Origin of the sequence: Bacillus sp. 2B09 (assembly GCF_003946835.1) — a bacterium.
In the GTDB taxonomy this organism is placed as follows: Bacteria; Bacillota; Bacilli; order Bacillales; family Bacillaceae; genus Bacillus; species Bacillus altitudinis.
Window position 1 is genome coordinate 323,046 of the sequence record NZ_RPSG01000003.1, and the last position, 14,212, is coordinate 337,257.

Sequence of the window (14,212 nt, forward strand, 5' to 3'; positions counted from 1 at the left end):
TGTCAAAGAAATTAATTACTGCATTCTTAGCGATTCTCCTAGTGCCCATTCTTGTGTTGGCCGCATTTTCCTATGAAGTGGCGTCTAAGTCTCTCAATGATGAGATTATGTCTAGCGCAGCAAATGGTGTGAATCAATTAAATGAACTGATCAATAAAGATGTACAGCCTAAAATTGATATTGTTTCATATTTATCTAAATCGGTGAAAAAAAAGGAACTGGCCTCTAAAAATAAGGATTTACTTAAGGTGAAATTAGAGCAACTATCGGAAACAGACGACGATGTCGTAGAAGTATTTGTTGCAGATCAGAATGGTAAACTAACTGAATATTCCGAGATTCATAAAGGCAGTGCCAAAAGCGCAAAAAATGAACCATGGTTTCAACAATCAATGGGAGATGACAAACTCATCATTTCAGATCCTTTTACAGATGAGTCATCAGATGACCTGCTCATCACAATATCAGAACAATTAGCAGATGGTTCTGGTGTTATCGGCATAAATGTACGATTGAACACAATTGTGAAAGATACAAACAGCATCAAAATTGGTCAAGAAGGTTATGCGTTTGTCGCTACCTCAGACCAACGTTACATTGCTCATAAAACGGAAAAGGCCGGGACGAAACTGACAGGCGATTTCATCGAAAAAATGTATAACAATAAAAAAGGCAGTTTCGAATATGAATTCAACGGACAGCCGAAGCAAATGTTTTATGACACAAATGAAGCGACAGGCTGGAAGCTCGCGGGAACAATGTATGTCAACGAAGTGAAAGAAGCCGCGCAGCCAGTGCTTGACTTAACCATGATCATCCTAGCTGCTGCGATTGTCATCGGTGGAATCGCGATTTATTTTATTATTAAATCGATCCGAAAACCACTCATAGAGCTCTCTGAATCGGCTGAGAAAATCAGTCAGGGGGATCTTACCCAGCATATTGAGGTGCGCACACATGATGAAATCGGCAAACTTGCACAGAGCTTTAACGATATGTCGGCAAAGCTGAAACAAGTCATTCAAGCCGTCCAGAATTCAATTGAAAATGTTGCTGCCTCATCTGAAGAATTAACGGCTAGCGCAGGACAGACAGCCCAAGCAACTGAGCATATTACCTCATCTATTGAACAGTTCTCAAACAGCAATGAACATCAAAATGAGATGATTGAAAAAAGCTCTGTCCAGCTAAACGACATGGATCGCAGTTTATCACATATGGTCAACACGACTTCTCACATGATGGAATCATCTATCGAGTCTAGCAAAACCGCTCAGGCTGGTGGAGAGCTCGTTCAAAAAACAGCAGGTCAAATGCAAACGATTGAACAAGCAGTGAAAGAAGCAGAGCTTGTGATTGCAGGGCTAGAACAGAAATCTAAGGACATTACAAGCATTCTTGGAGTCATCAACGGCATTGCAGATCAGACGAACCTCCTCGCTTTAAATGCAGCGATAGAAGCCGCGCGTGCAGGTGAGGCAGGAAGAGGCTTCTCTGTGGTCGCAGAAGAAGTCCGCAAGCTGGCAGAGCAATCAGGCAGCTCTTCAAAAGAAATTGAAAGCCTAACGAACGAAATTGTAGATGAAATTGAAAAGTCACAGAAGATGTTTAGACAAGTAGCAGGTGAAGTTCAATCTGGATTAAACATTACAGATGAAACGAAAGTGAGTTTTGAGAAAATCACCCATAAGACATCAGAAATGACAGAACAAATGAAACAAATGAACGGATCAGCCCAAGAACTTTCTCATGGCTCAAACGATATTTCACAAGCAGTCAATCAAATCAAAGAGCTTTCACGTGAAAGTTCCGCAGGGTTCCAAGATATTGCGGCTTCAGCAGAAGAACAGCTGGCATCAATGGAAGAGATCAGCTCATCTTCCGCCACTTTATCTCAAATGGCAGAAGAACTGAGAGAGCTCATCAAACAATTTAAAATATAAGAGTCATATGGAACACCTGACGTTTTGACGTCAGGTGTTTTTCCGTTCTTTGCACATAATTTGGGTATTTTGGACTTATCTAGACTTTAATAAATTAAAAAAGTAAAGAACCTAGTAGTACTTCCGATATATATACTATCTTACTAAAAGGAGTTTTCTTTTTTATGAATTTCATACAGTATTTCAAAAAACCATCTATATCAAAAAAGCTCGTTTTCTCTTTCTTATTTATTCTTTTATGCCCAATTATCGTATTGGCATTCTCTTCATATCATACGGCGAGCACCTCTTTAAATGATCAAATCATGCAAAGTGCAAAGGAAAATGTAGAACAGTTGGACAAAAACATTACGAAGGTTGTAAAAGTAAAAACAGACGCAGCCGATTTCTTTAGCAAATGGATTACGGAGAAAAAGCTGGGGCAAAAAGGAACGACTGATATTCAAGGACGCTTTGAGCAGTTCATGAGCATGAATGATGACACAGAAGGCATCTTTGTTGCTTCAAGTGATGGAAAAGTGTTCTCGAGATATCCTAATCAAAAAATGCCTGCTGATTATGTCGCAACTGAGCGGGATTGGTACAAAGATGGCTGGGCGAAAAACGGTGAGCTGTCTGTTTCCGCTCCATATCCAACCGCATCAACTGGTACGCTTGTTGTGACGATTTCAAAAAAACTAGAGGATGGTTCTGGTGTTATTGCCATGAACCTGGACATTGCGAATCTAGTAAAAGAGTCTAATAGTATCAATATTGGTAAAGAAGGTCATGCTTTTATCGGAAGCCCAGATCGAACATACGTGGCACATCCAACGAAAAAAGCAGGAACAAAATTAACAGGTGATTGGGTAGACAAGCTTTATACACAAGACAAAGGTTCAATGAGTTATATGTTTGAAGGAAAAGAAAAGCAAATGGAGTTCACAACAAACAAAGCGACTGGTTGGAAAATTGCCGGTACAATGTTTGTCAATGAAGTAGAAGAAGCGGCGCAGCCAGTCTTCAACATGGCGGCCATTATATTAGCTGGTGCGCTCATCATTGGCGGTATTCTCATCTTCTTTATCATCCGTTCTATTACAAAACCACTTTCCATGCTTGTCTCATCTTCTAAGAAGATTAGCGAAGGAGATTTAACAGAAAAAATTGATGTTAAATCAAAGGATGAAATTGGTCAGCTCGGTACAAGTTTTAATGAAATGAGTGAGTCACTCAGAGATGTCATTCAAGCTGTACAGACATCTGTTGAGAACGTGGCGTCATCGTCGGAAGAACTGACGGCAAGTGCAGGTCAAACGACAAAAGCAACCGAACACATTACATCATCCATTGAAACATTCTCGAACGGAAACGAAAATCAAAGTGAAATGGTGGAACAAAGTGCAGCCCACTTGAGACAAATGAACGAAGGTCTAAATGAAGTTGCACAAACATCTGATGTCATTACAGAATCATCGGTTCAATCAAAAACAGTCGCAGAAACAGGTGGACAGCTTGTTGAACAGACAGTTGGCCAAATGAAAACGATTGATCATTCAGTGAAAGAAGCTGAAAGTGTGATTAACGGATTAGAGCATAAATCAAAAGATATCACCAACATTTTAGGTGTCATTAACGGTATAGCAGATCAAACGAATTTACTGGCTCTGAATGCAGCCATTGAAGCAGCACGTGCGGGCGAGTCAGGCAGAGGCTTCTCGGTTGTAGCAGAAGAAGTCCGTAAGCTGGCGGTTCAATCATCAGATTCTGCAAAAGAGATTGAAAAACTCGTCAAAGAAATTGTCTCTGAAATAGAAACGTCTCAAAATATGTTCAAATCTGTGAATGAAGAAGTAAAAAATGGCCTATCAATTACAGACCAAACAAAAGAAAGCTTCTCACAAATCAATCAGCAAACGGCAGAAATTGCGACAAGAATCAATGAAATGAATACGACAGTTCGTGAGCTTTCAAAAGGATCTGAGCAAATTTCTAAAGCAGTGAATGAAATTGCAGATGTATCGAGAGAGAGTTCAGCAAGTATTCAAGATATCGCGGCATCAGCAGAAGAACAGCTGGCATCAATGGAAGAGATTAGTTCTTCTTCGACGACGCTTTCCCAAATGGCGGAAGAATTGCGTGACTTAATTAAAAAATTCAAGATCAGTGAATAATGGAAAGTGGTTCTCCTCAAGGGGAACCGCTTTTCTTTTTAAGAGATGATCTCGTACAATAGAGGAAATCCGAAGAAAAGGAGAGATGTTATGCGTTTATCAAATAAGAAGGTCATTGCGTTTGTCAGTGATGATTTTGAAGATTTAGAGCTATGGTATCCCGTTTTGCGATTAAGAGAAGAGGGGGCAACTGTCCATCTCGTAGGCGAAAAAGCAGATCATGAATATATCGGGAAGTACGGAGTGCCAGCTGTATCAGATGCAGACTTCTATTCCATTCAAGCAGATGATTATGATGCGGTTCTCGTTCCTGGGGGATGGGCACCGGATAAACTGCGCCGATATCCAGAAGTATTAGACATCGTTCGTACGTTTGATGCAAAGGGCAAACCGATCGGACAAATCTGTCATGCCGGATGGGTGCTCATTTCAGCTGGTATCCTGAAAGGTAAAAAAGTAACGAGTACACCTGGTATTAAAGATGATATGACGAATGCTGGAGCGGAATGGTTTGATGAAGCCGTTGTGACAGATGGTCATATTGTATCAAGCAGACGCCCGCCGGACCTTCCGCCATATGTGAAAGCATTTGCCGATGTATTAGCGGCAAACTAGATTCACACGAACAAACAAAGGGCTGTAAAACGCCCTTTGTTCATTCAATGCCTCATTACATTTGTCTGTCGGCTGGATAGATAATGCCCATTTGTCTTCTCGCCTCGTCCATGACGGACATGGTTTGAACGGATAAGGCAAATGTATTGACTGGCGACTGTCCCTTTTTTTGCTTGATGCATTGAATGAAGTGATCGATTTCATAATACATAGCCGGTTGATCATCTTTGAGAGAAATATCGGTTTGTTGTCCATTTCGATCATGGATGGTGATACGAGAAGGACGGTGAAATTGATCAATCACCATTGTGGCATCCTCCCCTTGAATTTCAGCAGATACATGAGACGTTGAGATTTTTGAATGAAAAAGCAGTGCTTGATGCCCTTCATATTGTAAAAGTAATGAACCGCTCCCATCTACTCCAGAAGAAAGTGTATAGCCTCTCGCGGTGATTTGATGTGGCAGCCCGAATAAATAAATGATGGGAAAGACAAGATACACGCCGATGTCCATTAAGGAGCCATTGGATAATTCCGGCTTAAAAGCATTTGGAATCTCACCGTTTCGGTAGGCATCGTATCTTGATGAATATTTACAGTAATGAGCGATCACTTGCCGAATGGGGCCTAGTTGATCAAGATGCTGTTTGATTTGAAGAAAATTCGGCAGAAATGTGGTCTTCATCGCTTCCATTAAGCACACCTGATATTTTTTCGCAGCAGCAATCATTTCTTCAGCCTCTTTCCGGTGAGAGGCCAATGGTTTTTCACATAATACATGTTTTTGATGCGCCATCATCAGCATCGCTTGCTCTTTATGAAGGGCGTTTGGACTTGCGATATACACAGCATCAAACGCATCACTTGCCGCCATTTGTTGTAAATTAGTAAAGACAGTATCAATGCCATACTTGTCTGCAAATGCCTGTCCTTTTTCAGCAGACCGAGAATAGACGGCCGTACATGTAAAATCCGCCACTCCTTCACCAGCCTGTAAGAATCGATCTGTAATCCAATTCGTTCCGATGACAGCAAATCGAATCATCACATTCCCTCCTTCTGCTTTTCTCTGATTATACATGCTTTGAAAGCGTTTGTATGAAAGAATCTTCTTTTTTATTGAAAAGCGGATGAAACCTTTACCTTAGCTGATGCGTCTTACATAAAGAATATAAATGTACGAAAAGTGGATAGTTTCCTCCTTCATTCGGGTAATACTTGAGAAGGAGGGAGGAGGAAACGAACATGAAGCGCATCCTACATATAGGAAGTACATACGCATTCGCGCTTTTATTTATAGCAGCCGGTGTTTTTCATGTGATAGAGCCAAGCGGCTTTGCCCGCATGATGTCTGGGTGGCCATTTCCCTATGGCATCATTTATGCCACCGCATGCTTGGAATGGCTGCTGGCCGTTTTACTGCTTCTTCCAAACGTAAGGATTGTGGCAGCAAAAATGATCGCTGTCTATCTGGTGCTCATTTTCCCTGCGAACCTATTTGCTGCGAGAGAAGGGATTCCATTTCCAGGGCAAGAGAGCACAGAACAAGCCTTGTTATGGATGAGATTAATCGGACAACCGATTTTGATTGGATGGGCCATGTCCATTGCGAAACTGGAAGAAAAGCTGAAACAATGATCACAAAATGATGATCAAGTAGTGTACAATTTACTAATAAAATAGCCCGTGTTTGGAGGAAAGATATGAATTCTATGCAAATGTGGAGCAGTCGATTTAGAAAATTTTTTCTTGATAACAAGTTTGTTCTCTTTTTACTCATCCTGCTATTAATAGGGTTGAATATCCTTGTTTTCATGAAAGCATCTTTTATTTTCACACCGCTCATTGTACTCATCAAAACCATTGCCTTACCGATTATTTTAACGGGGGTTGTGTATTATTTATTAAATCCAATTGTGAATTTATTAGAGAGATTTAAGGTCAAACGGATCTTTTCGATTTTGCTTTTATATATCGTCATTATTGGAATCATTACAGTGACCATTGTATCTATTATTCCTTTTTTACAAGCACAAACGATGAGTCTGTTTCATAATCTGCCAAAATACGTTGATACGGTAGAAGAACAGATTCGACAACTAACAGGAAGCAACTTCATTAATCAGGCGCAGAAAACGATGAATTTTAACGTCTCTGAATTGGTGAGTAAAGCGTCAAGTCAAGCGACGAAGATTTTGGAAAGTACTTTTACCGGAGTCGGCACTTTCTTAGGGGCGCTTACTGAAATTATCATCTCGATCGTGACGGTTCCGTTCATTCTGTTTTATCTATTAAAAGACGGCAAAAAACTGCCTGACTATTTCTTGAAATTTATTCCGAATAAGTTTAGAGAGCATACACATATCGTGCTTCACGAAATGAACCATCGCTTAAGCTCTTATATTCTTGGACAGATCATTGTCAGCTTCTGTATCGGTGTTCTTCTTTTAATCGGTTATCTGATTATTGGACTTGACTATGCGCTGCTTCTGGCGATTATTGCGGCATGTACAAGTGTAGTGCCTTACCTTGGGCCAACAATTGCCATTACACCAGCGATTGTGATTGCACTTGTCACATCACCTATTATGCTACTGAAACTGATCATTGTCTGGACAGTGGTTCAACTTATTGAAGGGAAATTCATTTCTCCTCAGGTCATGGGGAAAAACCTTCATATCCATCCGATCACGATTATCTTTGTTCTATTAACAGCAGGTAAATTGTTCAGCGTAGTCGGCATCATTGTCGCGATTCCGACGTATGCCGTTCTGAAAGTGATCACGACCCACCTGTTTGATTGGTTCAAAATGCGATCCAATTTGTATAAAGAAGAAAAGGTTTGATGTCATAATCTTTTTTAGAAAAAAATATAGTATCATAAAGACGAGCTTTCGAAAAAGAAAGCTTGTCTTTATGTGGACATAGATGTTTGCCTTCAAAAGATCAGAATTGAAAGGAAAGAAAATCATGAATCTATGGGATTTATTCGTGGCACTGGTTTTAGGAATTGTCGAAGGATTAACAGAGTATGCACCTGTCTCGTCTACAGGGCATATGATCATTGTTGATGATCTTTGGCTAAAATCAAAAGACATCATTACGCCAGAGGCTGCAAACACATTTAAAGTCGTGATTCAGTTAGGTTCTATTTTAGCTGTCATGATCGTGTTTAAAGATCGTATTTTGAACTTGTTAGGCTTAAAGAAAAATATCACAGAAGAACAAAAACGCAGCGGACATAAGCTGACCATTGCTCAAATTGCTGTTGGACTCGTCCCAGCCGTCATTTTAGGATTCTTATTTGAAGATTATATTGATAAATATTTGTTTGATGTGAGAACGGTCGCTGTCGGTTTAATTTTAGGTGCTGTGCTGATGCTTGTCGCTGATTGGATCAATAAACGTAAAACAGAAACAAGCTCTGTGGATAATATGACGTACAGACAAGCGCTGTATATCGGGCTATTTCAATGTTTAGCACTATGGCCAGGCTTCTCGCGTTCAGGTTCTACAATAGCAGGTGGTGTTATTCTTGGACTGAATCACCGCGCGGCAGCTGACTTTACGTTTATTATGGCCATGCCGATTATGGCGGGAGCAAGCCTCTTAACACTTGTTAAAAATGCCGAATATTTAACAACAGACATGCTTCCATTCTTTATTGTGGGCTTTGTGAGTGCGTTTATTGTGGCTCTCTTTGTTGTTCGATTCTTCCTAAAACTGATTAATAAAATCAAACTTGTGCCTTTTGCGATCTACCGAATCATCCTAGGTCTGATTTTATTCATCCTGTTTATGTAATGAATGGAAAACTACTCTTTTAAAAGAGTAGTTTTTTTGTTGTTTTGCCCTTTTAAACAGTAAAAACAGCCTCTTAATTGGTAGAAAAAGAAGTTTTTTCTTAAATTAGTGTTTAAGTGACAAAGAAAAGGGTAGTACATAGACATACCAATTAAAGGAGGAGTTAGAAATAATGAGGAAAACAAGTAAATTTTTTGTTAGCTCTATGATTGCTACGTCAATGGTTGCTGTCCCTTTATCTCTTACGACTTTTGGTCAAAAGGCTGAAGCTGCTACGACAACAGGTGTCGATGGAAGTGTCTCGATTGATCCAGTAGCCATTGCCGATAAAATTGAACAAGCAGTAAAATCATCTCAAAATCGTGATGGATTTGTAAAAAATGCGGCATACAGTGCATTCTATGAAGCAGGTCAAAATTACAACGTAGTTGTTCAAAACTTAAGCCAAGATCATGACTTTAGCGGACTGAACAATGTTGTCTATTATGATAGTGTTGAATATGACGGCATTACGTTTGGTATTTGGGTATTTGAAGATGGTACGTTTGTCAACAATGGTGACGGCGGCTATATTAACTGGACTTTTGTTGGCAGCTTTGACCGCGAAGAAGGAAGCGGTACTGTCGATTTCCATAAAAGATTCTAATCTCAACGTCAAAAGTCTGCCGATCCATCGGCAGACTTTTTTAAAGCGCACATTCTTCTATTTCAAAACCTAAATCTTCAATGATGTGATGATCGGTTTGAACTTGCTGTCCTTTTGTCGTTAAATAATCGCCTACGAAAATAGAGTTTGCTGCATATAATGCGAGAGGCTGAAGCGTTCGCAAATTAAACTCTCTTCCGCCAGATACTCGAATTTCCTTAGCCGGGTTGATAAATCGCATCAGTGCCAAAACCTTCAACGCTTTAATCGGATGTGTGCGTTCTTGATGTTCAAGAGGCGTTCCTTCAATTGCATGGAGAAAGTTGACGGGAATCGAATCCGCATCAAGGGCTCTCAGCGCAAAAGCCATTTCAACAATTTGTTGATTGGTTTCGCCCATTCCAACAATAACCCCTGAACATGGTGACATCCCTGACTGTTTGACCTTATCAATGGTCGATACGCGGTCATCATACGTATGGGTCGTTGTAATTTGAGCATGATGATCTTGATGTGTATTGAGATTATGATTATACCGATGAACACCCGCTTCCTTCAGCCGCTTCGCTTTTTCTTCATTTAATAACCCAAGGCATGCACACACCTTCAAAGGCATCGTCTCGGTAATTTCCTTTACTGCTGCGGTGACTTCATCTAATTCACGGTGCGAAGGTGCTCTCCCGCTTGCTACAATACAATAAGTCCCTGCTTTTCTTTTTAACGCCTCACGCGCACCGGCCACAATGGTTTTTTGGTCAAGCATTGTATATCTCTCAACAGGAGCTGTTGAAATCACCGATTGTGAACAATACCCGCAGTTTTCAGGACAATATCCGCTTTTGGCGTTAAAGATCATATTTAACTTCACCTTTTTTTGAAAAAAATGAAATCTCACCTGATAAGCTGCATGCATAATAGGTAACAACTCTGCGTCGTCTGCTTCAAGAATATTTAGACCTTCTTCCATCGTAATCGGTTCATGATTGATGGCTTTCTTCACGATCGTTTCCCAAGACAAAGACGTTATTTTTCCCATCATAAGCCCCTCTCAATATGTAAACTTATTTTTATTAAAAGTTAACATAATAGATAGAGATTGGCAAGCACTGGTAAGCGGCTTAATTAAAAAACACAAAAAGGCGATGAACATGTAGTCATCGCCTTTTCATATGAAAAAAATCGCTTAACGAACAGTAATATAGTTAATGACGAGCTCACCTAGTGAGTTATAGTAAGACACTGTAACAGAACCGCGTTGTACAGCACGGATCCAAGTGAAATTTGGAGCAGTTTGGTCTAATTGAATGGCATACGTTGCGCCTGATACAGAAATTTGGCTAGCTGGAAGTGAGACAGCAATTGAAGAACCTACAGTAAGTGTGCGGTTCACTGTAATCACTTTATTCATAATAGGAGCTTTTGCTATAACTGGTTCTTTAGGCTGTGCAGCTGCATGAGCACCTTCAGTTTGGAAGAACGTAAGAGCACCTAAAGCAGCTAAAGACAATGTACAAGCTTTCATTAATTTTTTCATCGGTAACACTCCTTTTTTTGGTATATACATATATTAATAATAATAGAATTATATGTCAATAAAAATAAGTGGAAAAATGAGTACTTTTGGTGAAAATTGTCACATATTATGTAGGGAAAGACGATTTTACCCAAAAAACACATGATTTTTTATTCATATGTCATTCTTTTTTAGGAGGAAAAAGAGACATAAAAAAAGCTGGGTATCTACCCAGCTATGTGATGCTTTATAAAAAGAGATCTTTTATTTGTCGTCTGTCTGTTTTGGCTGACGGCCTTTTTGTTTCTCTTTCTCTCTAATGTAGTTAATAAAGTCGATGGTTTGTCTTCGTGCTTCTTCAGAAAAATCGGAGGCAGCTTTAAACGCAATTTGCAAATCAGGATCATCTGCAAGATCGTCATCAGAGGCGTTTTTGTCTTTACCTGTGAGAAGATAATCTGTTGAGACCCCGTATAACTCGGCGATTTTCACAATCATTTCACCATCTGGCTTTCTCAATCCATACTCCCAGTTAGCATAGGTCGACATCGCCTTTAACCCGAGTTTTTTGGCAACGGTAGACTTACTCCATCCATGTTTCTCTCTTAATTCAGTTAGAATCTTTCCAGTCAAATTATCCATCGGAAACACCTTTTTTTCATATTATGTGTAAATTTTATCATGAATTACACGGAAAAGATAAATAAATACACAAAAAGAATAAAAATATGATTGACTTACTCGTTTTGTGTATATTATCATAATGAATATAACTTACACATAATGAGTAAGAGGTGGAAACATGAAACTTGAAAATTTACGAGAAGAACGAATATTACAAGGAAAAACACAAACGTATATGGCGAAAAAACTTGGATATAAGTACACGAGTGGCTATGCAAATATAGAAATGGGCCGAACAAAGCCCAGCTTAGAAATAGCCAAGCATATTGCAGATTTGCTAAATATCGGTGTTCAAGAGCTTTTTTTTGGTCAAAAGTTACACAAAAAGAGTAATAGTCTTGAGGAAGACCGTTCTTAAAAAGGGGAGACAAACAGAATGAATATCGAACATCCGATGGTGACGCAAATGAATGATTTCGGCTATCCAAAACGTTACTGGCCATATGAAATGTCCCGAAGTGGTTATCGATTAGAGGACGAGGACCGTGAGAAAGGATTTGATGATGATGAGACATCAGATGACATTTGATGCCCGAAAAGAAGCACAGCATTGCCTAGTACAAGCTGGCGGCTGGATCACTTTTCATCAAAAAGAGCCGATTTTTGCTTTCCCCACGGCAGAAGAAAAACGCACATACATGACCCTCATGGCAGAAAAAGCCGTTGATGACAAGAAGAAGGAAAGGAAGAATGCGACATGAATCGATTGAAGCAAATCATGACATTCCTGAAATGTTTGCTCAATGCGGGTCAAAACGAACAAGACATTCGGCAGTGGGCGAAGGATGACGGGAGATCGTAGCATGGTCCTTCATTTTATCATTGAAAAAGAACATTTATGCACAAAAGAGACATTGATAAACAGAATTCAAACAGCCGCTAAAGCGCAATGCAAAAGCAAAATAAAAGGCGCATTATCACTCGACATTCGCTTATTTTACAATATGCCCATTGATCTAGCGAACAGCCAAGACACGCGTACATCTGCTGAAAAAGGCTTGATACGCCCAGTACACATCAGCATTCTTCAACCAAGTTTGCAGTATATACAAGAAGCACTTCATGCCATTGCCGATGACGCCTCTTTACAGATTGTAGAATTAAGAGTTTCACAGTTTTATAGCATGCGTCCTCGAATGGAAATCATCTTAAATACGATGGGTGATGATATGAGATCCTCACCACCAAATAAGGAGACAAGCATATGAACGAGCCAAAACAACTCATGATTCAAGAAAACCAGACATTTGTCGGTGAAATGGAAAAAGGAAAGATTCAAGTCATTGTGTTAGATGGAAACGTAGGAACGGCTTATATGATGGATGTACCTGAGCATGGAAAAACGATTATTCAAACAGCAAAAGGACATTTTGCAAGAGTCGATCACGAGATTGGTTTTAAAATCAGCTAGCCTGATGAACAAGAATAACTGAATAAGTCCAAGACGGAAAGCCTGCGGACACTGATCAAGACCCTATAAAAAGGGGCTGATTGGTGTCCGTTTTTTATTTTCTTAAAAAAGGAGAGAGCACAGATGCAAGATTTACTGATCGAATATAAAAGAAGTTTAAAAGATGCCAGAAAACGATATGAACAATTGAAAGACAAAGAAGAGAAACAGATGTCAGATCAGGACAAACATGATCAAAAAATGATCGCCAGTATGGTCAGCGATCTAGAATACGTGGTGGAATGGCTTCAAATCGGTAGAGAGCCAGGCGCACGCAGAGGATTAGATAGACGGTCTGTGTACCAGCGCACCATTCTTGCTAATCAAGAGGTATTAGAGGCTTTATCACATGAATACACCCTCATTCAAGAGAAAGAAAGAGAGGTAAGTGAGCGGGATAAAAGGCGAATCGATGAAGCTTTGTCTGTTTTAACAGATCGAGAGAAAGACGTGTTTTTTATGCACACAACGCAGGGTCTGTCATTTAGTGAGATTGCGATTATGCTAGATGTAAAAAAAGGAACAGTCCAAAAACATATGGAAAGAGCTCGGACCAAAATGTCCAAAAAAGTACAAGAACGCCTATTCAAAGCTGCTGAATAGGCTTTTTTTCTTTCATCACTCAATCTTCAAAAGCTTGTCTTACAGTTGCCACCTATAGTTAGAAAGACCAAACGAATGTTTGCTAGCCCGGCACAAATGATTCCTCTTCAGGGAATCATTCGAACTAAAAGGAGGCGGCAGGTGAATGTAAATGAAAGATAAACGGATAGAGGCTAAGCAGGATTATATGAAAGGGATGACGTACCAGCAACTAGCGGATCAATACAACGTCTCCATCCATACCGTTAAATCATGGAAAAGACGATACGGCTGGCAAAGACAAAAAACACCGTCAAAGCAGGCGCACTCGATCTTTCATCAATTTCTTTCAGATGAAACGATTGAAATCATGGAAAAAATGGATGGGCGCACATCTCTTGATATCATCTGGGATCAAATTCAAATTCAATACGCAGCCATTATTCGAGCGCAGCGCATCATGCATGTAGCAGATCAAGATGACATGATCAAAGAACTGAAAAAGGCGACGTACTTGCCTTCTTCATTAGAGGAAGAAACAGGCGAAGGCATTCATCCAGAGCCAGAGATCACGGCAGAGGAATTTTCGTTTCAATTTTCATGGGATCGGCATGCCACTTTTTTAAATGCCCAATCTCGTGCAATGGGAGAGCTAAGACGGCTGATTAAACAGTTTGAAGAGCTCGCTCATGCGAAAGATGAACGAAGATTAAGGCTGAAGCAAATTGAGCTGACAATCGAAAAAACAAAAAAAGCAGTTCGTGAGGAAAAAGAAGAAGATCTTCATATCATGATCAAAAGAAAAGAGGACGATTCATGACG

The 14,212-nt window shown here is 39.9% G+C and carries 18 protein-coding genes and 2 pseudogenes; 16 read left to right on the forward strand and 4 right to left on the reverse strand.

The features are described from left to right. Positions 1–107: 107 nt before the first annotated feature. From EBQ12_RS19710 to EBQ12_RS09145, 5 genes and pseudogenes are all read left to right on the forward strand, one after another. Positions 108–1,004, forward strand: a pseudogene (locus EBQ12_RS19710) (cache domain-containing protein); the annotation flags it as partial. Further along, complete coding sequence (locus EBQ12_RS19715; protein WP_370539194.1) at positions 996–1,943, forward strand: methyl-accepting chemotaxis protein; 948 nt, start codon at positions 996–998, stop codon at positions 1,941–1,943. The pseudogene EBQ12_RS19710 and the gene EBQ12_RS19715, both read left to right, overlap by 9 nt. Positions 1,944–2,248: 305 nt before the next feature. After that, positions 2,249–3,151: pseudogene (locus EBQ12_RS19720) on the forward strand (HAMP domain-containing protein); the annotation flags it as partial. After that, positions 3,143–4,096 (forward strand): methyl-accepting chemotaxis protein, encoded by a 954-nt coding sequence (locus EBQ12_RS19725; protein WP_430384048.1) that lies wholly within the window; start codon positions 3,143–3,145, stop codon positions 4,094–4,096. The pseudogene EBQ12_RS19720 and the gene EBQ12_RS19725, both read left to right, overlap by 9 nt. A 90-nt stretch (positions 4,097–4,186) precedes the next feature. Next, positions 4,187–4,711: a type 1 glutamine amidotransferase domain-containing protein gene (locus EBQ12_RS09145; RefSeq protein WP_125589755.1), complete on the forward strand. Its 525-nt coding sequence runs from the start codon at positions 4,187–4,189 to the stop codon at positions 4,709–4,711. A 55-nt stretch (positions 4,712–4,766) separates the two neighbouring features. Here EBQ12_RS09145 and EBQ12_RS09150 read toward each other — a convergent pair whose 3' ends face one another. After that, a complete protein-coding gene (locus EBQ12_RS09150; protein WP_125589757.1) occupies positions 4,767–5,756 on the reverse strand; it encodes a Gfo/Idh/MocA family protein in 990 nt (329 codons plus the stop codon). Between the two features lie 200 nt (positions 5,757–5,956). Here EBQ12_RS09150 and EBQ12_RS09155 point away from each other — a divergent pair, with 200 nt between their 5' ends. The 4 genes from EBQ12_RS09155 to EBQ12_RS09170 all read left to right on the forward strand — a co-directional run bounded on the left by EBQ12_RS09155 (position 5,957) and on the right by EBQ12_RS09170 (position 9,161). Then, the gene (locus EBQ12_RS09155) at positions 5,957–6,349 is read left to right on the forward strand and encodes a DoxX family protein (protein ID WP_041507688.1); all 393 of its coding nucleotides are present in this window, start codon (positions 5,957–5,959) and stop codon (positions 6,347–6,349) included. A gap of 65 nt (positions 6,350–6,414) precedes the next feature. Further along, positions 6,415–7,557 carry an AI-2E family transporter gene (locus tag EBQ12_RS09160; RefSeq protein WP_024719700.1) on the forward strand — a complete coding sequence of 381 codons (1,143 nt, stop codon included), beginning with the start codon at positions 6,415–6,417 and terminating at the stop codon, positions 7,555–7,557. Between the two features lie 124 nt (positions 7,558–7,681). Then, the gene (locus tag EBQ12_RS09165; protein ID WP_024719699.1) at positions 7,682–8,515 is read left to right on the forward strand and encodes an undecaprenyl-diphosphate phosphatase; all 834 of its coding nucleotides are present in this window, start codon (positions 7,682–7,684) and stop codon (positions 8,513–8,515) included. Positions 8,516–8,687: 172 nt separating this feature from the next. Beyond that, on the forward strand, positions 8,688–9,161 hold the full coding sequence (locus tag EBQ12_RS09170; RefSeq protein WP_007500557.1) for a hypothetical protein: 474 nt from the start codon (positions 8,688–8,690) through the stop codon (positions 9,159–9,161). Positions 9,162–9,201: 40 nt separating this feature from the next. On the opposite strand, the gene bioB is transcribed toward EBQ12_RS09170, so the two are convergent. The 3 genes from bioB to EBQ12_RS09185 form a co-directional block, all read right to left on the reverse strand. Next, complete coding sequence (bioB, locus tag EBQ12_RS09175) at positions 9,202–10,197, reverse strand: biotin synthase BioB (RefSeq protein WP_125589759.1); 996 nt, start codon at positions 10,195–10,197, stop codon at positions 9,202–9,204. Between the two features lie 147 nt (positions 10,198–10,344). Further along, a complete protein-coding gene (locus tag EBQ12_RS09180) occupies positions 10,345–10,695 on the reverse strand; it encodes a hypothetical protein (RefSeq protein ID WP_003213146.1) in 351 nt (116 codons plus the stop codon). A 243-nt stretch (positions 10,696–10,938) separates the two neighbouring features. Then, complete coding sequence (locus tag EBQ12_RS09185) at positions 10,939–11,316, reverse strand: helix-turn-helix domain-containing protein (protein ID WP_007500560.1); 378 nt, start codon at positions 11,314–11,316, stop codon at positions 10,939–10,941. A gap of 160 nt (positions 11,317–11,476) precedes the next feature. Here EBQ12_RS09185 and EBQ12_RS09190 point away from each other — a divergent pair, with 160 nt between their 5' ends. From EBQ12_RS09190 to terS, 7 genes are all read left to right on the forward strand, one after another. Beyond that, positions 11,477–11,716: a helix-turn-helix transcriptional regulator gene (locus EBQ12_RS09190; protein WP_017358976.1), complete on the forward strand. Its 240-nt coding sequence runs from the start codon at positions 11,477–11,479 to the stop codon at positions 11,714–11,716. An 18-nt stretch (positions 11,717–11,734) separates the two neighbouring features. Further along, positions 11,735–11,887: a hypothetical protein gene (locus tag EBQ12_RS19355; protein ID WP_164071363.1), complete on the forward strand. Its 153-nt coding sequence runs from the start codon at positions 11,735–11,737 to the stop codon at positions 11,885–11,887. Then, positions 11,865–12,059, forward strand: coding sequence for a hypothetical protein (locus tag EBQ12_RS09195; protein ID WP_234717158.1), 195 nt, complete (start codon positions 11,865–11,867; stop codon positions 12,057–12,059). Before EBQ12_RS19355 ends, EBQ12_RS09195 begins: the two co-directional genes overlap by 23 nt. A 102-nt stretch (positions 12,060–12,161) precedes the next feature. Next, positions 12,162–12,566 carry a RusA family crossover junction endodeoxyribonuclease gene (locus EBQ12_RS09200; protein WP_125589761.1) on the forward strand — a complete coding sequence of 135 codons (405 nt, stop codon included), beginning with the start codon at positions 12,162–12,164 and terminating at the stop codon, positions 12,564–12,566. A gap of 17 nt (positions 12,567–12,583) precedes the next feature. Beyond that, positions 12,584–12,769 (forward strand): XtrA/YqaO family protein, encoded by a 186-nt coding sequence (locus EBQ12_RS09205; RefSeq protein ID WP_370648332.1) that lies wholly within the window; start codon positions 12,584–12,586, stop codon positions 12,767–12,769. 123 nt (positions 12,770–12,892) lie between these two features. Next, complete coding sequence (locus EBQ12_RS09210) at positions 12,893–13,411, forward strand: sigma-70 family RNA polymerase sigma factor (protein ID WP_017358981.1); 519 nt, start codon at positions 12,893–12,895, stop codon at positions 13,409–13,411. A 151-nt stretch (positions 13,412–13,562) separates the two neighbouring features. Then, positions 13,563–14,210, forward strand: coding sequence for a phage terminase small subunit (gene terS / locus EBQ12_RS09215; RefSeq protein WP_058213668.1), 648 nt, complete (start codon positions 13,563–13,565; stop codon positions 14,208–14,210). Positions 14,211–14,212: the final 2 nt, after the last annotated feature.